This is a genomic window from Ruegeria sp. AA3 (assembly GCF_056542905.1).
Genome location: NZ_JBQGAQ010000001.1, coordinates 871,294 through 894,611, shown reverse-complemented (window position 1 = coordinate 894,611; position 23,318 = coordinate 871,294). Strand labels below are relative to the sequence as shown.

The 23,318-nt window shown below is 59.9% G+C and carries 28 protein-coding genes and 2 pseudogenes; 21 read left to right on the top strand and 9 right to left on the bottom strand.

Annotated features, from left to right (window positions below; genetic code table 11):
• Nucleotides 1–388: 388 nt before the first annotated feature.
• The gene (locus ACR0JR_RS04480) at nucleotides 389–649 is read right to left on the bottom strand and encodes a hypothetical protein (RefSeq protein WP_480455164.1); all 261 of its coding nucleotides are present in this window, start codon (nucleotides 647–649) and stop codon (nucleotides 389–391) included.
• Nucleotides 650–1,176: 527 nt separating this feature from the next.
• Between ACR0JR_RS04480 and ACR0JR_RS04475 the strand changes: the two genes are divergently transcribed.
• The 17 genes and pseudogenes from ACR0JR_RS04475 to ACR0JR_RS04395 all read left to right on the top strand — a co-directional run bounded on the left by ACR0JR_RS04475 (nucleotide 1,177) and on the right by ACR0JR_RS04395 (nucleotide 14,335).
• Nucleotides 1,177–1,647, top strand: coding sequence for a hypothetical protein (locus ACR0JR_RS04475; RefSeq protein ID WP_480455162.1), 471 nt, complete (start codon nucleotides 1,177–1,179; stop codon nucleotides 1,645–1,647).
• Nucleotides 1,648–1,816: 169 nt separating this feature from the next.
• On the top strand, nucleotides 1,817–2,974 hold the full coding sequence (locus tag ACR0JR_RS04470; RefSeq protein ID WP_480455161.1) for a phage portal protein: 1,158 nt from the start codon (nucleotides 1,817–1,819) through the stop codon (nucleotides 2,972–2,974).
• Nucleotides 2,967–3,185, top strand: coding sequence for a GTA head formation protein, RCAP_rcc01685 family (locus ACR0JR_RS04465; protein ID WP_170489631.1), 219 nt, complete (start codon nucleotides 2,967–2,969; stop codon nucleotides 3,183–3,185). Before ACR0JR_RS04470 ends, ACR0JR_RS04465 begins: the two co-directional genes overlap by 8 nt.
• A gap of 26 nt (nucleotides 3,186–3,211) precedes the next feature.
• Complete coding sequence (locus ACR0JR_RS04460) at nucleotides 3,212–3,757, top strand: HK97 family phage prohead protease (protein WP_480455160.1); 546 nt, start codon at nucleotides 3,212–3,214, stop codon at nucleotides 3,755–3,757.
• A 35-nt stretch (nucleotides 3,758–3,792) separates the two neighbouring features.
• Complete coding sequence (locus tag ACR0JR_RS04455) at nucleotides 3,793–4,971, top strand: phage major capsid protein (RefSeq protein WP_480455158.1); 1,179 nt, start codon at nucleotides 3,793–3,795, stop codon at nucleotides 4,969–4,971.
• 172 nt (nucleotides 4,972–5,143) lie between these two features.
• Entirely contained in the window at nucleotides 5,144–5,743 is a 600-nt protein-coding gene (locus tag ACR0JR_RS04450) for a head-tail connector protein (protein WP_480455157.1), read from the top strand.
• Nucleotides 5,740–6,078, top strand: coding sequence for a phage head closure protein (locus tag ACR0JR_RS04445; protein WP_480455156.1), 339 nt, complete (start codon nucleotides 5,740–5,742; stop codon nucleotides 6,076–6,078). Before ACR0JR_RS04450 ends, ACR0JR_RS04445 begins: the two co-directional genes overlap by 4 nt.
• A complete protein-coding gene (locus ACR0JR_RS04440; protein WP_480455155.1) occupies nucleotides 6,075–6,488 on the top strand; it encodes a DUF3168 domain-containing protein in 414 nt (137 codons plus the stop codon). The genes ACR0JR_RS04445 and ACR0JR_RS04440 overlap by 4 nt, the downstream gene beginning before the upstream one ends.
• A 20-nt stretch (nucleotides 6,489–6,508) precedes the next feature.
• Nucleotides 6,509–6,922 carry a phage major tail protein, TP901-1 family gene (locus tag ACR0JR_RS04435; RefSeq protein WP_170374021.1) on the top strand — a complete coding sequence of 138 codons (414 nt, stop codon included), beginning with the start codon at nucleotides 6,509–6,511 and terminating at the stop codon, nucleotides 6,920–6,922.
• The gene (locus tag ACR0JR_RS04430) at nucleotides 6,922–7,236 is read left to right on the top strand and encodes a gene transfer agent family protein (protein WP_480455154.1); all 315 of its coding nucleotides are present in this window, start codon (nucleotides 6,922–6,924) and stop codon (nucleotides 7,234–7,236) included. The genes ACR0JR_RS04435 and ACR0JR_RS04430 overlap by 1 nt, the downstream gene beginning before the upstream one ends.
• Nucleotides 7,233–7,442, top strand: a complete 210-nt coding sequence (locus ACR0JR_RS04425; RefSeq protein ID WP_480455153.1) for a rcc01693 family protein — start codon at nucleotides 7,233–7,235, stop codon at nucleotides 7,440–7,442. The genes ACR0JR_RS04430 and ACR0JR_RS04425 overlap by 4 nt, the downstream gene beginning before the upstream one ends.
• Nucleotides 7,429–8,091, top strand: a complete 663-nt coding sequence (locus tag ACR0JR_RS04420; protein WP_480455151.1) for a phage tail tape measure protein — start codon at nucleotides 7,429–7,431, stop codon at nucleotides 8,089–8,091. The genes ACR0JR_RS04425 and ACR0JR_RS04420 overlap by 14 nt, the downstream gene beginning before the upstream one ends.
• A gap of 12 nt (nucleotides 8,092–8,103) precedes the next feature.
• A pseudogene (locus ACR0JR_RS04415) lies at nucleotides 8,104–8,736 on the top strand (phage distal tail protein, Rcc01695 family).
• A complete protein-coding gene (locus ACR0JR_RS04410; protein ID WP_480455150.1) occupies nucleotides 8,736–9,620 on the top strand; it encodes a DUF2163 domain-containing protein in 885 nt (294 codons plus the stop codon). Before ACR0JR_RS04415 ends, ACR0JR_RS04410 begins: the two are co-directional and overlap by 1 nt.
• On the top strand, nucleotides 9,620–10,060 hold the full coding sequence (locus tag ACR0JR_RS04405; protein ID WP_480455148.1) for an NlpC/P60 family protein: 441 nt from the start codon (nucleotides 9,620–9,622) through the stop codon (nucleotides 10,058–10,060). The genes ACR0JR_RS04410 and ACR0JR_RS04405 overlap by 1 nt, the downstream gene beginning before the upstream one ends.
• Nucleotides 10,060–14,036 (top strand): annotated as a pseudogene (locus tag ACR0JR_RS04400) (baseplate multidomain protein megatron). The gene ACR0JR_RS04405 and the pseudogene ACR0JR_RS04400 overlap by 1 nt, the downstream one beginning before the upstream one ends.
• Before the next feature lie 2 nt (nucleotides 14,037–14,038).
• On the top strand, nucleotides 14,039–14,335 hold the full coding sequence (locus ACR0JR_RS04395) for a DUF7742 family protein (protein ID WP_480455147.1): 297 nt from the start codon (nucleotides 14,039–14,041) through the stop codon (nucleotides 14,333–14,335).
• Here ACR0JR_RS04395 and ACR0JR_RS04390 read toward each other — a convergent pair.
• Nucleotides 14,316–14,381 (bottom strand): hypothetical protein, encoded by a 66-nt coding sequence (locus ACR0JR_RS04390; RefSeq protein ID WP_310793658.1) that lies wholly within the window; start codon nucleotides 14,379–14,381, stop codon nucleotides 14,316–14,318. The two genes, ACR0JR_RS04395 and ACR0JR_RS04390, sit on opposite strands and share 20 nt — an antisense overlap.
• Here ACR0JR_RS04390 and ACR0JR_RS04385 point away from each other — a divergent pair.
• Both ACR0JR_RS04385 and cysE read left to right on the top strand, forming a co-directional pair.
• Nucleotides 14,373–14,648, top strand: coding sequence for a hypothetical protein (locus ACR0JR_RS04385; RefSeq protein ID WP_480455196.1), 276 nt, complete (start codon nucleotides 14,373–14,375; stop codon nucleotides 14,646–14,648). The two genes, ACR0JR_RS04390 and ACR0JR_RS04385, sit on opposite strands and share 9 nt — an antisense overlap.
• Before the next feature lie 92 nt (nucleotides 14,649–14,740).
• The gene (gene cysE / locus ACR0JR_RS04380) at nucleotides 14,741–15,550 is read left to right on the top strand and encodes a serine O-acetyltransferase (protein ID WP_480455146.1); all 810 of its coding nucleotides are present in this window, start codon (nucleotides 14,741–14,743) and stop codon (nucleotides 15,548–15,550) included.
• Between the two features lie 71 nt (nucleotides 15,551–15,621).
• Here the strand turns inward: cysE and ACR0JR_RS04375 are convergent, their stop codons facing one another.
• The 6 genes from ACR0JR_RS04375 to ACR0JR_RS04350 all read right to left on the bottom strand — a co-directional run bounded on the left by ACR0JR_RS04375 (nucleotide 15,622) and on the right by ACR0JR_RS04350 (nucleotide 21,365).
• A complete protein-coding gene (locus ACR0JR_RS04375) occupies nucleotides 15,622–16,923 on the bottom strand; it encodes a pyruvate dehydrogenase complex dihydrolipoamide acetyltransferase (RefSeq protein WP_480455145.1) in 1,302 nt (433 codons plus the stop codon).
• A gap of 1 nt (nucleotide 16,924) precedes the next feature.
• Entirely contained in the window at nucleotides 16,925–17,185 is a 261-nt protein-coding gene (locus ACR0JR_RS04370; RefSeq protein WP_010442121.1) for a hypothetical protein, read from the bottom strand.
• Entirely contained in the window at nucleotides 17,185–18,555 is a 1,371-nt protein-coding gene (locus ACR0JR_RS04365; RefSeq protein WP_480455143.1) for a pyruvate dehydrogenase complex E1 component subunit beta, read from the bottom strand. Before ACR0JR_RS04365 ends, ACR0JR_RS04370 begins: the two co-directional genes overlap by 1 nt.
• Nucleotides 18,556–18,570: 15 nt before the next feature.
• The gene (gene pdhA / locus ACR0JR_RS04360) at nucleotides 18,571–19,560 is read right to left on the bottom strand and encodes a pyruvate dehydrogenase (acetyl-transferring) E1 component subunit alpha (protein ID WP_170773212.1); all 990 of its coding nucleotides are present in this window, start codon (nucleotides 19,558–19,560) and stop codon (nucleotides 18,571–18,573) included.
• A gap of 185 nt (nucleotides 19,561–19,745) precedes the next feature.
• The gene (locus ACR0JR_RS04355; protein WP_170540555.1) at nucleotides 19,746–20,045 is read right to left on the bottom strand and encodes a septum formation initiator family protein; all 300 of its coding nucleotides are present in this window, start codon (nucleotides 20,043–20,045) and stop codon (nucleotides 19,746–19,748) included.
• A gap of 129 nt (nucleotides 20,046–20,174) precedes the next feature.
• Nucleotides 20,175–21,365, bottom strand: coding sequence for a phosphoglycerate kinase (locus ACR0JR_RS04350; protein WP_480455142.1), 1,191 nt, complete (start codon nucleotides 21,363–21,365; stop codon nucleotides 20,175–20,177).
• A 136-nt stretch (nucleotides 21,366–21,501) separates the two neighbouring features.
• Between ACR0JR_RS04350 and ACR0JR_RS04345 the strand changes: the two genes are divergently transcribed.
• The gene (locus tag ACR0JR_RS04345; protein WP_170693612.1) at nucleotides 21,502–22,008 is read left to right on the top strand and encodes a peptidylprolyl isomerase; all 507 of its coding nucleotides are present in this window, start codon (nucleotides 21,502–21,504) and stop codon (nucleotides 22,006–22,008) included.
• Nucleotides 22,001–22,549, top strand: a complete 549-nt coding sequence (locus ACR0JR_RS04340) for a peptidylprolyl isomerase (RefSeq protein WP_480455141.1) — start codon at nucleotides 22,001–22,003, stop codon at nucleotides 22,547–22,549. Before ACR0JR_RS04345 ends, ACR0JR_RS04340 begins: the two co-directional genes overlap by 8 nt.
• 52 nt (nucleotides 22,550–22,601) lie before the next feature.
• Here the strand turns inward: ACR0JR_RS04340 and aqpZ are convergent, their stop codons facing one another.
• On the bottom strand, nucleotides 22,602–23,291 hold the full coding sequence (gene aqpZ, locus ACR0JR_RS04335; protein ID WP_170396526.1) for an aquaporin Z: 690 nt from the start codon (nucleotides 23,289–23,291) through the stop codon (nucleotides 22,602–22,604).
• Nucleotides 23,292–23,318 lie beyond the last annotated feature (27 nt).

Here is a 23,318-nt window from a genome sequence, read left to right as displayed (position 1 = left end):
GAATCTTTGTGTTGATAAACTTGCGTACCGGGTTTGGTTTCTTCCCGATCGATTGCGATTTGCTTGCGAAGCGCCCAGTAGAGATCAACTTTGGGTATTTTTGGTGCTCTCTAGACCCCTATCCCAAGGCTTTAACGCTTTCCGCGATAAATCCATTCAAAAAATTGGACAGAGAGGTGATCAGTTGACCCATGATCTGGCTGGACGCGCTGGAAGCTAAGATATGTTAGATTAGCGCGCGCGGGTTTAAGTGGCAGGACTCACCCTACTGCCTCGGCGAGCTGATCTGGGCGCTGCGTGAGCCGGTGGTGTGGTCTGCAGGGGCGTATCGGCGGCCGAGGGTGCGGAGTTTGTGAGCGCTTTGAGGGTTGATAGATTACTGGCGCAATCAGGTTCTCGACATTGGGTACTTTTGACTCCAATTATCCTCGTATTCGCCGAGCAGCCGGGACAGCGTCAGCAGCGAAGAAAACAGCCTTGCGTGGAAATCCGGCGACATCATTGTTTTGTAGTCATCAAGCAGCTGCACAAGAACGACTACGTTGGAGGCAAACACCTCATAGACGTGCTTGTCAGCGGCAGTAGGTTCCTTGGTCCAACTATAGTTCGTATCGGAGTGTCCGGAAGGTGCAGGTTCGTTTTCATTCATCGGGTGGCCTCTTCAATTTGAAGCACACGTGGGGGCATGTGAAACGCAGACAATTGCCATGGCACGAAATCACAAGAACTTGGCGACGATTGCAAAGGAATTGGGTTAAATGTCCAGCAAGCCGCTAAACCTTAAATTTGCAATGCTGGATCTAGAGGCAGGGTTCGCCCGACCAGGGCGATGCGCTGGTCTGGGCGCTGCATGAGTTGATTGTGGGGGCTGCGGGGGGGGATCGGCAGCCTAGGGTGAGAAGTTTGTAAACGGGTCTATGCTTCAGCGTTAGAAATCGTTCAATCGCTCTGAGCCCTATCTGACTGATATCTTGATCCGGACAATGTGCTAGTGCTCATGATAGTACCAAAGTACCTTGCGCTCAATTGAAGTTTTGCCGAGGATTTGTTGCGCTGGGTTCTTGGAGCTGACGAAAAACGGATCGTCGTTACGGGAGGCGACGTTGAAAGTAGTCGAATTTTAGCGAATATTCCTGTCTATGTTTTCTATTTCTAATCAAATTGATAGTACGCGTTATGGGGCAACAGAACAAGTCGAAGCCTGCGAGCAGAAAAGTTCGGGTCCGGATCATCGTCATCGGGGCTTTTCTTTGCATTTGGCTGAGCGGAGTGACTGCCAGTCTGACTGCCGGAGCATGTCTCAATGACCGCTATGTAGGCGAGAAGAAGCTTCGGTTCTGCACTATTTCGATTACAGTCGGAGCATGGATGGATACTTTTTCGCGGGAACGGGCAAGGAGGTCTGTAATCCGACTCGAAAGAGGTATCGTGTTATCTCAACTGGATCGCGAGGAAGACGCGATTAAGGCTTTTGGGAGGGCTATCCACGATGCGCGTTCCGATCATGACGATTGGTTGGAACGAACGCTTCATCAGCGCATGGGCAAAAGGGAGCGAGAGCTTCATCAACGCATGATACAGATGGAAGACCGACACACGCTTGCATTGTGGCTGTCAGTGGTCAAGTCCTTGGACAAAGCTAGCTGATAGATGCCCACACGATTTTTTCACGGGCAAAACCATCGGTTCTGATGGGATAATCTAAGTGGTGCAGGTGTTGCCCAACCCCAGTACGCCCCATTCCCAAGCCCTAAACTTCTCTCCGTCATAACTCCTTTCAACAAGCCGGACAGAGCGGCGGCAGAAAGGAGCACAGATGGTATTCGATTTCTTGCGTCGTGGATCGGCTGAGGCAGCGCCCGAGGCGAAGGCGAGCGCGGCGGGGCCTGTGGTGGCGTGGCAGACAGGCGGGCGCGTGGCGTGGAGCCCTCGGGATGCGGTGTCGCTGACGCGGACGGGGTTTTCGGGGAACCCGGTGGGGTTTCGATCGGTCAAGCTGATCGCCGAGGCGGCGGCGGCCTTGCCTCTGGTGCTGCAGGATCAGGCGCAGCGCTATGATGTGCATCCGATCCTTTCGCTGATGCGTCGTCCCAATGCGGCGCAGGGGCGGGCGGAGTTGATGGAAGCTCTGTTTGGGCAGTTGTTGCTGTCGGGCAATGCCTATATCGAGGCGGTTCAGGCTGATGAGGGGCTGCCGGTTGAACTGCATGTCTTGCGATCCGACCGGATGAGCGTGGTGCCGGGGGCGGATGGCTGGCCCAAGGCGTATGATTACGCAGTGGGCGGCAAGAAGCACCGGTTTGCGGCGGAAAATATCTGTCATATCAAATCGTTCCACCCGCAGGATGATCATTATGGATTCTCGCCCATGCAGGCGGCGGCGATGGCGATTGATGTGCATAACAGTGCGTCTCGCTGGTCGAAATCGCTGCTGGACAATGCGGCGCGGCCTTCGGGGGCGCTGATTTGGAAGGGTGATGCCCATGGGGCGATGGCCGAGGATCAGTTTCGGCGTTTGTCGGATGAGATCGAGCAGAACTATCGCGGGGCGCGGAATGCGGGGCGTCCGATGGTTCTGGAAGGCGGGCTGGATTGGAAGCCGATGGGATTTTCGCCGTCCGACATGGAGTTTCAAAAGACCAAGGAAGCCGCCGCCCGCGAGATCGCGTTGGCCTTCGGTGTCCCGCCGATGTTGCTGGGGATACAGGGCGACGCGACCTATTCGAACTATCAGGAGGCCAATCGGGCGTTTTACCGCCTGACCGTTCTGCCCCTGGTGACGCGGGTGGCGGCGGTTTCGGAGTGGCTAGCGGGGTTCTCGGGTGAGGAATTGATGCTGAAGCCGGATCTGGATCAGGTGCCTGCGCTGTCGGCGGAACGGGATGCGCAATGGGCACGGGTCAACAGGGCGGACTTTCTGAGCGATGCCGAGAAGCGTGCCTTGCTGGGCCTGCCGGAGCGTGCGGATGTCTGACGGGTATCCTCCGTTTGAGTGTGCACCGGGCCTGCGTCTGGCCGCGCACGAGCGGGTGGCCGAGATTCAGCACGCGCATTTGTGCAGGCGGCTGGATCAGATTGAAGAGATGATGGAGCGGCTGGAGAAACGCCTGTGGCTGACAGTCTACGGCGTAGTCGCCGTAATCCTAGCGCAGGCCTTTCAATCGATCTTGGTGGTAACGCCATAAGTCCAGTATGTTACATGGAGAAGTTCATGGTATTAGAGCGTAAATTCGCACGGTTCGGAGATGGCCTGTCGGTGACTGACGACGCGGTGATCGAGGGCTATGCAAGCCTGTTTGGTCAGGTCGATCAGGGCAGCGATGTGGTGCAGCGCGGGGCGTATCGCGGTTCGCTTGACGGTCTCGCCAAGGCGGGTCAGCGGGTCAAGATGCTGTGGCAACACGATCCGGCGCAGCCCATCGGTGTCTGGGACGAGGTGCGCGAGGACGACCGGGGCCTTTGGGTCAAGGGACGTCTGCTGGAGAGCACGCAAAAGGGCCGAGAGGCGGCCGAATTGATCCGGGCGGGTGCGATGGACGGCCTGTCGATTGGCTATCGCACCAAGCGGGCCGTGAAAAATGACAAGGGCCAGCGGGTCCTGACCGAACTGGAGCTGTGGGAGGTGTCCTTGGTGACATTCCCGATGCTGCCCAGTGCGCGGGTGGCGGCGAAGGGTTTTGAGCCTGACGTTGAAAGCACCTGGCGCAGTATTGCCGAGGTGTTCGATGATGCCCGGCAGGAGCTGGCGCGGACCTAACGCGCCTCAAACCCACCCAAAAACAGGACATGCTGATGAGCAAGACCAAGACCCCGGCCTTGACCGGAGAGGGTGCGCCCCTGGTTCAGGAGGTGAAGCAGGCGATGGCTGGCTTCGTGAATGAATTCAAGGGCCTGAAGGTTGAAGTTAAAACCAAACTGCAACAGACAGAAGAGCGACTGACTATGCTGGATCGTAAATCAACCATCGCGGCGCGTCCGCATCTTGCTGCCTCGATCGAGGACGGTGCCCCGCATCAAAAGGCATTCGACGCCTATGTGCGTTCGGGCGAGGATGACGGGCTGCGCGGGCTGGAGATTGAGGCCAAGTCGCTTTCGACGGCGGTCAACAGCGATGGTGGCTATCTGGTCGATCCGCAGACGGCTGAGATGATCAAATCGGTGCTGAATTCGACGGCTTCGATCCGCTCGATAGCGTCGGTGGTGAATGTCGAGGCGAACTCTTTCGACGTGCTGATCGACCACACCGATGTGGGCGCGGGTTGGGCTGATGAGAACTCGGCCACGGCTGAGACCTCGACCCCATCGATTGATCGGATTTCGATCCCGCTGCACGAACTGAGCGCGCTGCCCAAGGCGTCGCAGCGCCTGTTGGATGACAGTGCGTTCGATGTCGAAGGCTGGTTGGCCGGTCGTATAGCCGACAAGTTTGCACGCGCCGAGGCGGCTGCGTTCATCAATGGCGATGGTGTGGACAAGCCCAAGGGTATCCTGACCCACCGCACGATGGAGAACGGCAGCTGGGGCTGGGACAGCTTGGGTTATGTCGCGTCGGGCATTGATGGCGGCGTTGATGCGGATGCCATTGTGGACGTGGTCTACGCGCTGGGCGCGCAGTACCGGGTGAACGGCACATTCGTGATGAACTCGAAAACTGCTGGTCTGATCCGCAAACTGAAGGACAGCGATGGCCGCTTCCTGTGGTCGGATGGTCTGGCTGCCGGCGAGCCCGCGCGTCTGATGGGGTATCCTGTGCTGATTGCCGAGGATATGCCGGATGCAGCGACCGACAGCTATTCGATTGCTTTTGGTGACTTCCAGTCGGGCTACACCATCGCCGAGCGTCCTGATCTGCGCGTGCTGCGCGATCCGTTCAGCGCCAAGCCGCATGTCCTGTTCTACGCAACCAAGCGTGTCGGCGGGGACGTGAGCGATTTTGCTGCGATCAAGCTGGTGAAATTCGGCACCGCCTAATGCGGGCTGAATCCGGGGGGCTTTATGGCCCCTCGGGCGGCGGGCGCGGGCCGGGGTGAGATCCCCCGCGTTGTCTAGCTGCTCCCCTCCGTCCGAGCAACGTGGGGCGGCGCGTGCCCGTCATTTTCCAAGGATACGGCCCCGGAGGGGTCCGAGATTGCGGAGTGAATGGATGATGTTGATCGAAGAAACCGCCATCGCGGATGTGGCGCTGCCGGTGGATCAGTTCAAGGCGCATCTGCGGCTGGGTACGGGGTTTGCCGAGGGCAATGTGCAGGACGAAGTGCTGCAGGGTTTTCTGCGCGCAGCCATTGCGGCGATAGAGGCGCGCACTGGTAAGGTGCTGATCCAACGGGAATTTTCATGGAGCCTGAACGGCTGGCGTGACACTGCAGGTGAAGTGCTTCCGGTGGCCCCGGTGGTCTCGGTTGCTGCGGTCACGTTGACAGATGCAGCAGGGACCGAGACGGTTGCGCCCTCGGCGGCTTACCGTTTAGAGCGCGACACGCAGCGCCCTTGGCTGCGTCCGGTTGGATCCTGCTTGCCAAAGGTGCAAACCGGCGGCTCGGTGAAGATTGCCTTCACTGTCGGGATGGCTGCGGATTGGGGCGGGCTGCCCGCGGATTTGGGGCAAGCGGTGCTGCTGTTGGCGGCGCATTACTACGAATATCGCGATGAGACGGCGCTGGGTGCGGGGTGCATGCCGTTTGGTGTGACAAGTCTGATCCAGCGTTACCGCACAGTGCGCTTCGGTGCAGGGGTGACGCAATGAGCACGCCGCGATTGAACCGCAAACTGGTGCTTGAGGCGCCGGTACGGAGTGCTGATGGTTCGGGGGGATACACCGAAACGTGGGCCGTGCTGGGCTCGCTTTGGGCGGAAGTCACGGCGCGCAGTGGGGCGGAACGCGCGGTCGGTGGCGCTTCGGTGTCGCGGGTAGGGTACCGGATCGTCGTGCGGGGCGCGCCCGAGGGGTCCCAAATGCGGCCCACACCGGATCAGCGCTTTGTCGAAGGGACGCGCCGGTTTGTCATTCGTGCGGTGGCCGAGCGTGATGGGCGCGGCCAATACCTGACCTGTTTCGCAGATGAAGAGGTGGCGGCATGAGCTATGGCGTTTCTGCCGCTTTGCAGGCGGCGGTGTTTCAGCAATTGGCGGGCGATGCGCAGGTCAGCTCCCTGTCGGGCGGGGCAATCTATGACGCGGTGCCTTCGGGGGTGTTGCCGCAGACCTACGTGACACTTGGCCCGGAAGAGGTGCGCGACGCGTCGGACCGGACGGGCGCAGGCGCGGTGCATCGGTTCACGGTCTCAGTGGTGTCCGAAGCGGCGGGCTTTGGCGCGGCCAAGACATTGGCGGGCGCAGTGTGTGACGCGCTGGAAGGCGCGGCGTTGACATTGGACCGGGGCCATCTGGTGGGGCTGTGGTTCGAACGCGCTAGCGCCCGGCGCACGGGAACTGGCGGCGCGATCCGCCAGATCGACCTGAGATTCCGCGCCCGCGTGGAAGACGACTAAGCAATCAACGGAGAGAGCATATGGCTGCCCAGAACGGAAAAGACTTGTTGGTCAAAGTGGATATGAACGGCACGGGCCTGTTCGAGACTATCGCGGGGCTGCGCGCCACGCGGATCAGTTTTAACGCGGAAAGCGTGGATGTCACCAGCCTGGAAAGCCAGGGCGGGTGGCGTGAGCTGCTGTCGGGGGCGGGTGTCAAATCGGCCTCGATCTCGGGCTCGGGCGTATTCAAGGATGAAGGCACGGATGAGCGTGCGCGTCAGCTGTTCTTTGACGGTGAGACGCCTGGGTTTCAGGTGATCATCCCTGATTTTGGCATCGTCGAAGGGCCGTTTCAGGTGAGCAGTATCGAATATGCGGGCTCGCACAACGGCGAGGCGACCTATGAGATGAGCATGGCAAGTGCCGGTGCGCTGAGCTTTACGGCGCTCTGATGGCCAATCCGTGGACGGGCGAGGTGGCGCTGACCATCGATGGGGAGCAGCGGGTGCTCAAGCTGACTTTGGGTGCCTTGGCGGAATTGGAACAAGAACTGCAGGCCGGGTCTCTGGTCGAGTTGGTGCAGCGGTTTGAGGGCGGCGGGTATTCCAGCAGCGATGTGCTGGCCTTGCTTGTCGCCGGGTTGCGGGGCGGCGGAGCGCAGGTCACGCGCGATGAACTATTGCATGCCGAGATTGCGGGCGGGCCGATGGCGGGGGCCAAGGCGGCAGCCGAGTTGCTGGCGCGGGCCTTCATGGTGCCCGAGTGAGCGGGTTCGACTGGCCCGTGTTGATGCGGGCCGGGTTTCTCGGCCTGCGCCTGACGCCGGATCAGTTTTGGCGTCTGACCCCGGTCGAGCTGCGGCTGATGCTGGGGCAGGGCGCAGGGATGCCTTCGATGAACCGGGCGGGCCTGGATGCCTTGCTGGCCGCCTATCCGGACAAAGAACAAGGAGAGCGTGATGACGGATCGTGAGGGTTTTGACGACCTGCAGGAGCGGGGAGAGGCGCTGGGTGATGCGTTGGGCGATGCGGCGACCATGGCATCAGCGTTTGATGGTCAGATGCGGCGGATCAAGGCTGCGTTTGAAGAGACTGGAAAGGATGTGGCCACGCTGGAGCGCGGCATGTCCGGCGGTTTGCGCAAGGCGTTTGATGGTGTGGTGCTGGACGGGATGAACCTGTCGGGGGCGCTGGATGTGCTGAAGAATTCTATGATCCGCACGGCCTATTCGGCGGCAATCAAGCCGGTGACGGATCACTTTGGCGGGATGCTTGCCAACGGGGTTGGCAGTCTGGTGCAGGGCATTTTGCCGTTTGCCGATGGCGGCAGTTTTTCCCAGGGCCGGGTGATGCCGTTTGCCAATGGTGGCATCGTCAGCAGCCCGACCATGTTCCCGATGCGTGGTGGCACCGGGTTAATGGGTGAGGCTGGTCCCGAGGCGATCATGCCGCTGGCGCGCGGCGCGGATGGCAAGCTGGGCGTGCGGACACAAGGCGGGGGCCGGGCGGTGAATGTGGTGATGAATATCTCCACACCCGATGTACAGGGATTCCGCCGCTCGCAGGGTCAGATCGCCGCGCAGATGAGCCGCGCCTTGGGCCGTGGCAATCGCAACAGATAAAGGGAGCAGGTGATGAATTTCCATGAGGTGAGATTTCCTGCCAGCCTGAGTTTCGGTTCAGTTGGCGGGCCAGAGCGGCGCACGGATATTGTGACGCTGGCGAATGGGTTTGAGGAACGCAACACGCCCTAGGCGCATTCGCGCAGACGCTATGATGCGGGTCTGGGGATGCGGTCGCTGGACGATGTCGAGACGCTGATCTCTTTTTTTGAGGCGCGGCAGGGCCAGATGTTTGGATTCCGCTGGAAGGACTGGTCGGATTTCAAGTCGGGCGCGGCGACGGTAGAGGTCGACAAGGGCGATCAGGTCATTGCGCGCGGGGATGGCGAGACCACAGTGTTTCAGCTGATCAAGACCTACAGCTCAGGCGGGTTCAACTATGTTCGGCCAATCCTGAAGCCGGTGCTGGGGACTGTGAAGCTTGGGCTGGATCAGGACTCGCAGCGCGAAGGCGTGGATTTTGAGGTCGATCTGGCGGTCGGACGTGTGACCTTTGCAGCACCACCGCCCGAACAGGTCGAGATTACGGCAGGGTTCGAGTTCGACGTGCCGGTGCGGTTCGACACCGACAAGATCCAGACCAGCGTCGCCAGCTTTCAGGCGGGCGACGTGCCCAATGTGCCGGTGGTCGAGGTGCGGGTCTGATGAGCGGCGATAAACAGGCGCTACAGGCGCATTTGCAAACGGGCTTGACCACCACCTGCCGCTGCTGGGCGATTACGCGCAGCGACGGGCACACCTTCGGCTTCACTGATCATGACAGGGAGCTGAGCTTTGACGGGCTGGTGTTCAAAGCCAGCACTGGCCTGACCGCTGCCGCGATTGAGCAGGCCACTGGTTTGTCGATCGACAATACCGAGGCCATGGGCGCGCTGTCTGATGCCTCGGTCCGGGAAGAGGATATCGAGGCGGGCCGCTTTGACGGGGCCGAGGTGCGGGCCTGGTTGGTCAATTGGGCTGATCCAGAGCAGAGGATGCTGCAGTTTCGCGGCTCGATTGGCGAATTGCGGCGCGCAGGCGGGGCGTTCCATGCGGAATTGCGCGGGTTGACCGATCTGCTGAACCGGCCTTTAGGGCGGATTTATCAGAAGCCCTGCACGGCTGTGCTGGGGGACAAGGTGTGCCGTTTTGCCCTGGAGACGCCGGGCTATCGCGCTGAGGCTGAAATTGTCGCTCTGGACGGCGTGGCTTTGCGGTTGCGAGGGGCGGAGAGTTCTGACGCCGGGTGGTTCGAGCGCGGCAGGCTGGATGTGCTTGATGGTGCCGCACAGGGTCTTTGGGCCTCAATCAAACTGGATGAACCGGCGCGAGATGGGCGCAACGTTACGCTGTGGTCGTCGATTGGCGGCGGGTTGGCGGTTGGCGACCGGGTCCAGTTGATCGCCGGGTGTGACAAGCGCATGACCACCTGCCGGCTGAAGTTCAACAACATGCTGAATTTTCAGGGCTTCCCCGACCTGCCGCACGAGGATTGGGTCATGGCCGTACCCAAGCGCAGCAGCCAACACAGAGGGGGAAGCAGGCGGTGATGCGAACTAAGCAGGAAATCGTGGAAGAAGCGCGGACATGGCTGGGTACGCCCTACGTGCATCAGGCCTCGGTGCGGGGTGCGGGTGCCGATTGTCTGGGCCTGTTGCGCGGCGTTTGGCGCGCGGTGATGGGGAACGAACCCGAGGCGGTGCCGGTCTACAGCATGGACTGGTCAGAACCGCAGGGCGAGGAACGAATGTGGGCTGCGGCCCGCCGCCATCTCATCGAGAAATCGCCCGAGGAGATGGCTCCGGGGGATGTTTTGCTGTTTCGGATGCGGGACGCGGCGGTGGCCAAGCATCTGGGCATCGTCAGCGCCCATGACCCGTTGCGGTTCATCCACGCCTATACCGGGCATGGTGTTGTTGAAAACACGCTGAGCGAACCGTGGCGTCGCCGCGTTGTCGCCTGTTTCGAATTCCCGCTGGAGGACCTCTGATGGCTACAATAGTTCTGTCTGCCGCCGGGGCGGCAATTGGGGGCTCGATCGGGGGCTCGGTCGCAGGGCTGTCGACAGCTGTGATTGGTCGTGCGGTGGGGGCGACACTGGGGCGGGTGATTGACAACCGGCTGATGGCCAGTCAGTCATGGGGGGCGGCAGTGAGGTCGTTGAAACCGGACGTCTGGATCGCTTCCGTCTGACCGAGACCGGCGAGGGTGCGACCGTCGCAACAGTCTATGGCCGGATGCGTATCGGCGGACAGGTCATCTGGGCATCGGATTTTCTGGAAACCCGCTCTACATCGACCTCAACACAAACTTCGGGTGGTGGTGGCGGGGGCAAAGGTAAGCCCAAGCCCGTTGAGGTGACGACGACAACCACCACCCATAGCTACAGCTATTCGGTTTCTCTGGCGATTGCTGTGGGCGCGGGCCAGGTCGCGGATATCACGCGTGTCGGGGCCGATGGTGAAGAGGTCGAGCGCCGAACGCTGAATATGCGGATTTATCGCGGCGATCATGAGCAACTGCCCGACCCGCTGATTGAGGCGGTTGAAGGCGCAGGCACGGTGCCCGCCTATCGCGGTACGGCTTATGTGGTGATCGAGGATCTAGCGCTGGGCCCTTTTGGCAACCGTGTACCGCAATTCTCATTCGAGGTGGTACGGCAAGATCAAGACGAGATGCCGGATGCCGCAGACGCGCTGTCTCGGATCATTAAAGGCGTGGCGCTGATGCCGGGAACAGGCGAGTACGCGCTGGCTTCATCCCAAGTCAATTACACCAAGGGCCGGGGCCGTAGTTGGGCGGCGAATGTCAACTCGCCGTCGGGCAAGTCCGATCTGGTGACCTCGAACCGCGCGCTGAGCAAAGAGCTGCCGGGGTGCGAGGCAGCGTCGTTGATCGTGTCGTGGTTCGGCAATGATTTGCGCTGCGGAGAATGCCAGATCCGCCCCAAGGTCGAACGCAAGAATATTGAGGGCGCAAACATGCCCTGGAGTGTTTCGGGTCTGTCCCGAACTGTGGCAGGGCAAGTGAAATGGCAAGATGGGCGCCCGATCTATGGCGGCACCCCGGCTGATGCGGCGGTGGTGCAGGCGATCCGGCATCTGAAGAATTCGGGCAAACGAGTCATGTTCTATCCGTTCATTCTGATGGAGCAATCAGAGGGCAACGGCCTGCCTGATCCATGGTCTGATGCTTTTGATCAGCCGCATTTGCCGTGGCGGGGGCGGATCACGTTGAATGTGGCTCCGGGACGGCCGGGCTCACCGGATCAAACTGCTGATGCGGATGCCCAAGTGGCGGCGTTCTTTGGTACTGCGCGAGCGTCACATTTCTCGACCAGCGGCAGCAAAGTGACCTATCGTGGCCCAAGTGAATGGGGATTGCGGCGGTTCATTTTGCACTATGCGGCCCTGTGCAAGGCCGCGGGTGGTGTGGAGTCCTTCTGCATTGGGTCCGAGATGCGCGGGCTGACACAAATCCGCGGTGCGTCGGGCTTTGCAGCAGTTGCCGAGTTGCGGGAATTGGCTGCGGAGGTGCGTACGATATTGGGGCCGGAGACCAAGATCGGCTATGCCGCCGACTGGACCGAGTATTTCGGGTATCAACCGCAGGATGGCACCGGTGACCGGTATTTTCACCTTGATCCGCTTTGGGCTGATAAGAACATCGATTTTGTCGGCATCGACAATTATATGCCGCTGTCCGACTGGCGGGATGGCGCCTCGCATCTGGACGCTGAGGCGTCGAACGGGTCGATCTATGACCTCGACTATCTGCGTGGCAATATCGAAGGCGGTGAGGGGTATGATTGGTATTACGCTTCACCCGAAGAGGCCGAAGCGCAGATACGAAGCCCGATCACCGATAACGCCAATGGCGAGCCATGGGTTTGGCGGTACAAGGATGTGCGCAACTGGTGGGGGAACCGACATCACGAACGGATCAACGGCGTCCGGCAGGAGACCCCTACGGATTGGGTTCCTGGAGCTAAGCCGATCTGGTTTACAGAACTGGGATGCGCGGCCATCGATAAGGGCACGAACCAGCCGAACAAGTTCCTGGACCCGAAATCGTCGGAATCGGATTTGCCGAATTATTCCAACGGGGTGCGAGACGATTTCATCATGGTTCAGTACCTCCGGGCTGTACTTGGCTATTGGGGTGATCCTGAGATCAATCCGGTCTCGGACATCTATGAAGGCCCGATGGTGGACCTGTCGAACGCCTTTGTCTGGGCCTGGGATGCACGACCCTTCCCAACCTTTCCAAACCTGAGGTCGCAGTGGACTGACGGAGACAACTACGCGCGCGGGCATTGGCTGAACGGGCGGTCCGGGTCGCGGACACTGGCCTCGGTTGTGACAGAAATCTGTCACAAGGCGGGGATGACGGCCATCGATGTCTCTGAGCTGTATGGCGTGGTGCGCGGCTATGCGGTCGAAGAGGTGATGAACGCCCGGCAGGCTTTGCAACCGCTGATGCTGCGCTATGGGTTCGACGCGATCGAGCGAGACGGGGTGCTGAAGTTCAGAACGCGGGATGGGCGTCAGGCTGTAGATCTGGATCCCGAGCAAATCGCGATCAGCTCGGATATCGATGGACCGGTGGAACATCGCCGCGAGGCAGAGGCTGAGATGACAGGGCGTGTCCGTTTACGGTTCGTCCAATCGGATGCCAACCATGATGTCGTCGCGGAAGAGGCCGTCTTGCCCGATGACAGAACCCATTCGGTCGCCGTCAACGAAATGCCTCTGTCGATGACCCGCGCTGAGGGGCGTCAGACGGTCGAACGCTGGCTGAGCGAATCCCGCATCTCGCGCGAGACGGCGCGCTTTGCTCTACCGCCCTCGCTGCTGCATGTCGGGGCTGGCGATGTGGTGCGTTTGCCGGATGCTGGGGACGGAACGCTATATCGGATTGACCGGCTGGAACAGGCCGAGATGCAATTGGCCGATGCAGTACGGATTGAACCCGGCGTCTATACGCCGTCCGACGTGTTGGACGATGTAGCTGCGGCCAAACCGTTTATCGCGCCGGTGCCCGTCTTACCGGTGTTCATGGACCTGCCGCTGATCACCGGATCCGAAGCGCCCCATGCACCTTATCTTGCAATCTCGGCCGAGCCGTGGCCCGGCAACGTGGCCGTCTATTCGGCTGCTCAGGACGAGGATTACACGCTGCATCAGGTGATCGCAGGGCAGGCGGTGATTGGGTTCACCGAGACACCGCTGCGGCGCGCTGGCGCTGGGCTCTGGGACGAAGGGGCCGTACTGCGGGTCAATCTGATCGATGGCGTGTTGGAATCCCGCCCCCGCTCGGCATTGCTGAGCGGCGCCAATCTGGCCGCGATCGGTGACGGAACGCCCGGCAATTGGGAAGTGTTCCAATTCTCGGATGCGGCCCTGCAGGAGGCTGGCGTTTACAATTTGTCGGGTCGGTTGCGGGGGCAGTTGGGTACGGATGCCCTGATGCCGGATGTCTGGCCAGAGGGGTCCACCTTTGTGCTGTTGGATGAACGTGTTTATCAGACCGGATTGTTGCGCACCGAACGCCGCGTGGCAAAGCATTACCGCATTGGCCCCGCAACGCGCGGATATGAAGACCCGGCCTATGAGCATCTGGTCGAAGCGTTCGATGGCAATGGGCTGAGACCTTACGCGCCGGTGCATTTGCGGGTTTCTGCGTCGGGCACGGGGGACGAGATCTCGTGGGTGCGGCGCACGCGGATTGATGGCGATGACTGGAGCGCGCTGGATGTGCCGCTGGCGGAAGAAAGTGAATCCTATCTGATCCGTCTCTTCGCCCAGGGTGCTTTGTTGCGCGAAACAGTCACCAGCGATCCAATCTGGCAGTATTCCGCCGCGATGAAAGCGGAAGATGGGTTGGCCGGACCCTACGATATCGCGGTCGCGCAGGTGTCGGCCACCTACGGACCCGGGGCGTTTGCGCGCCTTTCGGTCGGCTAGCCGTGCGGCCAGTCCTGCACGGAGATATCAGCGCGGCGGCGCGGGCTTTGCTGGCCGCGCCGCTAGCCGACCGTGATCAGTTGAGCACCCTTTTGATCTCTGCGGCCGAACTGGCAGATCAGCACGTCGCCAGAACGGGTCCACTGCATCCGGTTTACGGAAATGGCTCACTAATGGCGGCTGCACGCAGTCGACCGCTGGCAGATGAACCAAGTTTCGATGATCTGCAATATTGCCAGTGTTTCGAGATGGTTCTGCTAAAACTGATCCGGTTTCAGATTAAGCAGTCGCGCAGCTGACACATTTGGATGCGGCAAGGTCCAATTTTAGCCGACCGTGGGCAATTTCCTCGCCGCAATCTTCGCAATAGCCAAACTCGTCCTCTTCAATCCGGACAAGCGCAGCCTGAAGACGATGAACTTCGGTGTTCCGCCGAACCTGCTGGGCTTTCGCCATCGCCTGATTTTGAAGGGCATCCATTCGGCTAAGTCGACCAACTGCCTGTTGATCCAGTTCCACAATCGATTGAGCTTCTTGGCCAGCTGCGGATTGCGTGGCCAGATCGCTAAGGCGCTGGTGGATGAGTTGCCGGAATTGCTCCAGTTTAGCTGAGTTCATTTTTTGTTGCACTGTGCATCAAGGGTTTGCGTTTGGCGTTTTTGCCACTAGATGGCTATTCTAAGCGCAGCAAAGGATGAAAAGCCATGTTCGAAACGCGCAGCCAAGTGACGCCAGTGGATCCCGTTTGGGATCGCATAACCTCTGAGGCCCACGCGGCCGTTGAAAAAGAGCCGCTGATGGGCGGGTTGGTGCATGCCTGTATACTGCATCACCGCAGCCTGGAACGGGCGCTTTCCTATCGAATCTCGGCCAAACTCTGCTCGAACGAGATGTCGATGATGGTCCTGCGCGAGATCGTGGACGAGGCCTATGCCGATGACAATTCGGTGATTGAAGCCGCGCGCGCCGATCTGATGGCCGTCTATGAACGCGATCCGGCCTGCCACCGCCTGCTGCAGCCGATTCTGTATTTCAAGGGCTATCAGGCGATGCAGGCCTACCGTGTGGCCCATTGGCTTTGGAAGAAGGGACGGCATGATCTGGCCTATTTCTTCCAAATGCGGTCATCCGAGATTTTCGGGATCGATATCCATCCCGCCGCGCGGATTGGTAAGGGCATCATGATTGACCATGCGCATTCCATCGTGATCGGTGAGACTGCCGTTGTGGGTGACAATGTCTCGATGTTGCATTCGGTGACGCTGGGCGGGACCGGCAAGGAAGAGGAACAGCGCCATCCCACAATTGGTGATGGAGTTCTGATCGGAGCTGGTGCCAAGGTTCTGGGCAATATCGAGGTCGGCCATTGCAGCCGTATCGCTGCGGGTTCTGTGGTGCTGCAGGAGGTTCCACCGTGCACGACGGTTGCAGGCATTCCCGCTAAGATCGTGGGCGAGGCCGGGTGCGATCAGCCGTCGATCTCGATGGATCATATGCTGGGGAAAGACCAGTAAATCTGAATGAATAGACGAAAAAGGCCGCCTCGGGGTTCGAGGCGGCCTTTTTTGTGCGTATTCCGGTTGGCTTAGGCCAACATGACCATCGGGTTTTCCAGATTGTCGACGATGGCTTGCAGCAGCTGAGCGCCAAGCGCGCCGTCGATGACCCGGTGATCGACCGACATGGTGACTGACATGACGGTTGCGACTGTCAGTTCTCCGTCCTCGCCCACGATAGGTTTCTTGAGGCCGGTGCCAACCGCGAGAATACCAGCATGCGGCGGGTTCACGATGGCGTCGAAATTGTCGATGCCGAACATGCCAAGATTCGAGACCGCGAAGGTGCCGCCTTGATATTCATGCGGTGCCAGCTTGCGTTCGCGGGCGCGGCCTGCAAGATCCTTCATCTCGGTCGATAGGGCAGATAGCGACTTGGTGTCGGCGTCTTGCAGGACCGGTGTGAACAGGCCTCCCTCGATCGCAACCGCGACAGCCACGTCCGATGGTTTCAGTTGCAGAACCCGGTCGCCCGCCCAGACGGCATTGCATTCGGGTACCCGCTGCAGCGCGTTGGCGACGGCTTTGATGATGAAGTCATTGACGCTGAGCTTCACACCCCGGCCTTCGAGCTGTTTGTTCAACTGGCTGCGGAACTTGAGCAGCGCGTCCAGCTTGATGTCGCGGCGCAGGTAGAAATGCGGAATGGTCTGCTTCGCCTCAGACAAACGCGCCGCGATGGTTTTGCGCATGCCGTCGAGTTTGATCTCTTCGTATTCGCGACCTTCATACATCTTGGCCACAGCGTCTGCCGATGGGCCTGCAGGCGCAGCGGCGGCTGGGGCGGCCGCAGCAGCAGGCGCTGGTGCCGCTGCAGGTGCGGCTGTGGCGCTTTCCACATCGGCTTTGACGATACGACCATGAGGACCAGAACCTGAGATTTGTGCCAGATCCAGGCCTTTTTGTGCGGCAATCCGACGAGCAAGGGGGGAGGCGAAGATACGACCGCCATCCGCTTTGGCCGGCGCTGCCGGGGCAGGGGCGGGCGCCTCGGGTGCCGCTGGTGCGGCAGCCTCGTTGCCCGCTGCAGCTGCTGGTGCAGCCGCAGGAGCAGCGGTTGGCGTGGTCGCGATATCATCAGCGCTTTCGCCGTCTTCAAGCAAGACTGCGATCGCGGTGTTGACCTTGACGCCTTCGGTGCCCTCGGGGATCAGGATCTTGCCGACAATACCTTCATCGACGGCTTCGAACTCCATCGTAGCCTTGTCAGTTTCAATCTCGGCTAAAAGATCGCCTGAGGAGACGGTGTCACCTTCCTTGACGAGCCATTTTGCAAGTGTGCCTTCCTCCATCGTCGGGGACAGGGCAGGCATCAGGATTTCGGTGGGCATTTCAGCGCTCCTCAATCAGAGTAATTTGGTCAAAGGGCGCTTTGGGGCGCCCGGTGCCGCGTGCGAGCGTCGCAATCGCAGCCTCGATTTTATCTTTGTTCTCCGCCATCCAGACATAGGCGGTCTGGTGCGAGGGGCGCGCGCCGATCAACCGCATATCCGCCGCAAGCCGTTCGGGCACAAGCGCCCGCACGGTCCGATCATCGAGATCAATCTCGACACGGTAGCATTCGGTTGCTGGATCGCGGCCCCTGATCTCCATTACCGGTAGGTCACCTGTTTCACCGCCGTGATCACCTCATCAGTGGTGATCAGCGCCAGCTTTTCGAGGTTCGCTGCATATGGCATCGGAACATCTTTGCCGGTGAGGGTGATGACCGGTGCGTCGAGATAATCGAACGCTTCCTGCATCACGACCGAGCTGATGTAGCTACCAACGGAACCTTGCGGCCAGCCTTCTTCGACGGTCACAAGGCGGTTGGTTTTCATCACCGAGTTGATGATCGCGCCGGTGTCCATCGGGCGGATAGTGCGCAGGTCGATCACCTCGGCGCTGATGCCGTCCTCGGCCAGCTTGTCGGCGGCTTCCAGCGCATATTGCATGCCGATGCCGAAGCTGACGATGGTCACGTCCGAGCCTTCGCGCCAGATGCGGGCCTTGCCCAGCGGGATGGTAAGGTCATCCACTTGCGGCACGTCGAAGGAGCGGCCGTAGAGGATTTCGTTTTCAAGGAACACAACCGGGTTCGGATCACGGATGGCCGATTTCAGCAGGCCTTTGGCGTCGGCTGCGGAATAGGGCATCACCACCTTGAGGCCAGGCACCTGCATGTACCACGCGGCGTAGTCCTGGCTGTGCTGAGCAGCCACGCGGGCGGCGGCACCGTTGGGGCCACGGAACACGATGGGACAACCCATCTGACCGCCAGACATATAAAGCGTCTTGGCGGCAGAGTTGATGATCTGGTCAATCGCCTGCATGGCAAAGTTGAAAGTCATGAACTCTACAATTGGTTTCAATCCGCCAAAGGCCGATCCAACCGCGATGCCTGCAAAACCGTGCTCGGTGATCGGAGTGTCGATGACACGCTTGGCACCGAACTCATCGAGCAGACCTTGGGAGATTTTATACGCGCCCTGATATTCGGCAACTTCCTCGCCCATCAGATAGACATCTTCATCACCGCGCATTTCTTCGGCCATCGCATCGCGGAGTGCTTCGCGGACGGTTTCGGACTTCATCTCTGCATCTGCGGGCCAGTCGGGCGACAGGTCGACCACCGGCGCAGCTGGGGCAGTGGCAGGAGCGGGGACCTCAACCGCCGCAGGGGCGGCCTCGGTCACCGTTTCAGCTGCGGGAGCAGCCGCGGGCAGCGCGGAGGCGTCCTCGCCTTCTTCCACTAGCACGGCGATGGGGGTGTTCACTTTGACCCCTTCGGTGCCATCCGCGATCAGGATCTTGCCGACGATGCCTTCATCGACAGCTTCAAACTCCATAGTCGCTTTGTCAGTTTCGATCTCGGCCATGATGTCGCCCGAGGATACGGTGTCGCCTTCCTTAACAAGCCATTTGGCCAGTGTGCCCTCTTCCATCGTGGGCGAAAGGGCGGGCATGAGAATTTCGGTTGCCATGTCTTAGTCGTCCTCTCAGGCGTAGATATCTGTCCAGAGCTCGTCCATAGACGGCTCGGGGCTTTCTTTTGAGAATTCTGCGGCCTGGTTGACGATCTCCTTGATCTCTTTGTCGATCGCCTTCAGATCATCCTCGGTCGCATGTTTGCCGGTTAGCAGCAGCTCGCGCACGTGTTCGATCGGGTCGCTTTGTTCGCGGACCTTCTGAACTTCTTCGCGCGTGCGGTATTTGGCTGGGTCGGACATCGAATGGCCGCGATAGCGGTAGGTTTTGACCTCGAGGATGTAGGGGCCCTTGCCAGCGCGGCAGTGGGCGACGGCCTTCTCACCAGCAGCTTTGACCGCCAGAACGTCCATGCCATTGACGATCTCGCCGGGGATGCCGAACGCCTCGCCCCGATGGTAGATGTCTTTGGTTGAGGTCGAACGCGTCTGCGACGTGCCCATGGCGTATTGGTTGTTCTCGATCACAAAGACAACCGGCAGATCCCAGATCGCCGCCATGTTGAACGTCTCATAAACCTGGCCCTGGTTGGCCGCGCCATCACCGAAATAGGTGAAGGTTACGCCACCGTTTTCCTTGTACTTGTCGGCGAAGGCCAGACCTGCGCCCAATGGCACCTGAGCGCCGACGATACCGTGGCCGCCATAGAAGTGTTTCTCTTTCGAGAACATGTGCATCGAGCCGCCTTTACCTTTTGAAAGGCCACCTTCGCGACCAGTCAATTCGGCCATAACACCACCTGGGTCCATGCCACATGCCAGCATGTGTCCGTGATCGCGGTAGGAGGTAATCCGCTTGTCGCCTTCTTTGGCGGCAGCCTCGAGGCCCACAACGACGGCTTCCTGCCCGATATAAAGGTGGCAGAACCCACCGATCAGACCCATTCCATAGAGTTGACCTGCCTTCTCTTCGAATCGGCGGATCAGAAGCATCTCGCGGTAGTAGGTTTTAAGTTCTTCCGCAGAAACATTTGGTTTCTTTGTGGTTTTTCGCGCAGCCATCGTGGCGATCTCCCCCTCTCGGACAGATAGTTTAGCGTTAAACTATCTCATAAAGCATTTCGCGCGTTCTGGCGAGTACAAATGTGACGCGGGGGCAGGGTGCCTTCGTTTCGGTGGCAGAAAATCTTAGAAGATGAATTAGGGTGAGTGATTTTTCTGTAAAAAACCCCTGTGCCTGGGCGTGATCAGCGAATGACAATTTCATCGGCGCGGATCATGCCGAGGATAGATCGTGCCTGCTGATCCAGCAGGTCAAGGTCCAGATAAGTATCAGACAGACGACGGGTCATATTTTCCATTCGCGCGATCTCATCCTGAAGCAGGGTAAGGTCGCGGGACAGCGCGTCACGTTCCGCTGCAATTTCCACACGTCGGAACAAGCCATAATCCCCCTGCACGGCGGCAAAGGTGAAATAGACGCCTAACATAAAGGCGACCGAGTAGAATGCGAATGCCCCAAGACCGGGTCGATAGGAACGGGTCACCGTGTAAACCACCGTAGAACGAACTGCCTCAAAACGTGCCCTTAGCGGGCATCTGCCGGTACTATGTCACAGGTGATTCGGCTTGTGAATCCCCTGTGAATAAAAAGGTCAAATCTGAGGGTTGGGCGCTTACCGAACCAGAGCGGCGACGCCTGGCAGAGCCTTACCTTCCATCCATTCCAGGAACGCACCACCTGCGGTGGAGATATAAGAAAATTCAGCCGCTGCACCCGATGCGTTCAGCGCGGCCACCGTGTCACCTCCACCCGCGACTGAGGTTAGTTTGCCATCTCGGGTCAAAGCCGCGGCTTGCAGCGCGGCGGCATTGGTGGCGGCGTCGAACGGGGTCAGCTCGAACGCGCCTAGCGGGCCGTTCCAGATCAGGGTCTGGCTTTTCTCCAGCACCTTGGCCACGGCTTCGACGCTTTCGGGGCCAGCGTCCAGTATCATGGCGTCGGCAGGGCATTGATCCGCGGGCAGTACCTGATGCGGTGCGTTTGCCTCGAATGCCTCGGCTACCACGATGTCGCGCGGCAGGACGATCGTGCAGCCTGTAGATTCGGCTTTGCTCAATATCTCGGTGGCCGTGTCGGTCATGGCTTGTTCGGCCAGAGATTTTCCGACGTCGATCCCTTTGGCCACCAGGAAGGTATTGGCCATACCTCCGCCGATTACGAGGTAATCGACCTTTTCGATCAGGTTGCCTAACAGGTCTAGTTTGGTTGACACTTTCGCGCCACCGACAACGGCAGTGACGGGGCGATTGGGTGCACCCAAGGCAGCCTCAAGCGCGCTGAGTTCCTGTTGCATCAGACGACCGGCGCAGGCCGGTAGCAGGCGGGCAAGTGCTTCGGTCGAGCTGTGCGCGCGGTGGGCGGCCGAGAAGGCGTCGTTGCAATAGACATCGCCCAGTTTTGCCATGCCTTCAGCAAGGGGCAAGCTGTTCTTGGTTTCTTCGGCATGGAAACGGGTGTTTTCCAATAGCAGTACCTCGCCTGCACCCAGCGATGCTGCGGCAGCTTCGGCCTCAGGACCGACGCAATCATCGGCGAACCGAACCGGTGTGCCAAAGGCGGTCTCGAGCGCCGGGACCAATTGCCTGAGAGACATCTCGGCGACGCGTTCGCCTTTCGGCCGACCGAAATGGGCCAGCAGGATCGGCTTGCCGTTTGCGGCGAGGATATCGCGCACGGTTGGCACGATGCGCTGAATGCGGGTGTCATCCGTGACCACACCATCCGCGACGGGCACGTTGATATCCACACGTACCAGAACCCGTTTGCCGTTCAGTTCCATATCGTCCAGAGTTTTCCAGCCCATCGCGTCTATCCTTGCCCATTGCGTCCAGTTTCAGGCGGTTCTTTTCCTGCATTTTGCCTTCAGGTCAATGCGTCACTTGGCATTCGCGCGTCCGCGTCATAGGTATTTGCGCAAGTTTCAAAGACAGGAGGGCCAGATGGCCGAGATCAAAGACCCCGAAAACACGATCATCATCGAACTGAAAGACGGCAATGTCGTTATCGAGCTGCTGCCCGACGTGGCCCCTCAGCACGCGGAACGCATGAAAGAGCTGGCCCGCGGTGGCGAGTATGACAACGTCGCCTTCCACCGGGTGATCGACGGGTTCATGGCGCAAACCGGCGACGTGCAGCATGGCGACATGGAAGACGGGTTCAACATTCGTATGGCGGGCACCGGTGGATCGTCGCTGCCGAATGTTCCGGCAGAATTCTCGAAACTGCCCCATGATCGCGGAACCCTGGGTGCGGCGCGTTCGGCCAACCCGGATTCGGCAAACTCGCAGTTCTTCATCAACTTCAAGGACAACCATTTCCTGAACGGTCAGTACACCGTTTATGGCCGCGTCATCGACGGGATGGAGCATGTGGACGCCATCGTGCGTGGTGAGCCGCCTGCGAGCCCTGACCGGATGATCAGCGTCAAGGTGGCCGCCGATGCATAAGCTGGCCGCTGTTTTTGCCTTGCTGGCCAGCCCTGCGCTGGCAACCGGGCTTGAGATTGAGATCGAGGGCGAGGGGGCCAATGGCACCGTCACCGTTGATCTGTTCGAGGATATTGCACCCAAGCATGTGGAGCAGATCACCGCTCTGGCCGCTGCTGGTCAGTACGATGGGGTTGTGTTCCATCGTGTGATCGACGGATTCATGGCGCAGACCGGCGATGTCGAGTTTGGCCGTGCCGGTGGCGACATGCGTCGTGCGGGCACGGGTGGATCGGATCGCCCTGATCTGCCTGCGGAGTTCTCGGACTTCAACTATGACCGGGGCGTCGTCGGCATGGCGCGGGCGCAGGATCCAGACAGCGCGAACTCGCAGTTCTTCATTATGTTCGAGCCCGGCCCGTTCCTGAATGGTCAGTACACCGTTGTTGGTCAGGTGACAGACGGAATGGACGTGGTCGATGCGATCAAGCGGGGCGATGGCCCCAATGGTGCAGTGATCGGCCAACCGGATGCGATGAAAAAGGTTACTGTGACCGAATAAAAGAAAACCCCCGGCGCGCTTCTGCGGGCCGGGGGGTCTTGATGCGGCCGGGTCAATCGTCGTCCGACATCGCCCGCCAGATCAGCGCGCCAATCGCGCCGCCGATCAAAGGTGCCACCCAGAACAGCCATAGCTGCGCCAGTGCCGGACCATCGGCAAACAACGCCACGCCGGTTGACCGGGCAGGGTTCACCGAGGTGTTGGTTACCGGGATCGAAATCAGGTGGATCAGCGTCAGCCCCAAACCAATCGCGATTGGGGCGAACCCGGCAGGCGCGCCGCTGGAGGTTGCGCCGAGAATGATCACGATGAAAAACGCAGTCATGACGATTTCGATCACCAAGGCCGACATCATCGAATAGCCTTCGGGTGACGCCTCGCCATACCCGTTCGACGCGAACCCTCCAACGCCCTCAAAACCCGGTGCTCCGCTGACGATCAGATAGAGCACGGCTGCCGCAGCGATCGCTCCGATTACCTGTGCGATCCAATAGGGAATCAGATCCTTGGCATCGAACCGCCCGCCGATCATCAGCCCAAGGCTGACCGCCGGGTTGAAATGCCCGCCCGAGATATGACCGACCGCATAGGCCATGGTTAGCACCGTCAGGCCGAAAGCAAAAGAAACACCCAGCCAACCGATGCCGACATCAGCAACACCTGCAGCAAGAACCGCGCTGCCGCAGCCGCCAAGCACAAGCCAGAAGGTGCCAAAGAATTCAGCCATGAGTTTTGATGACATGAAAAGTCCTCCAGAAAACAATGGCTT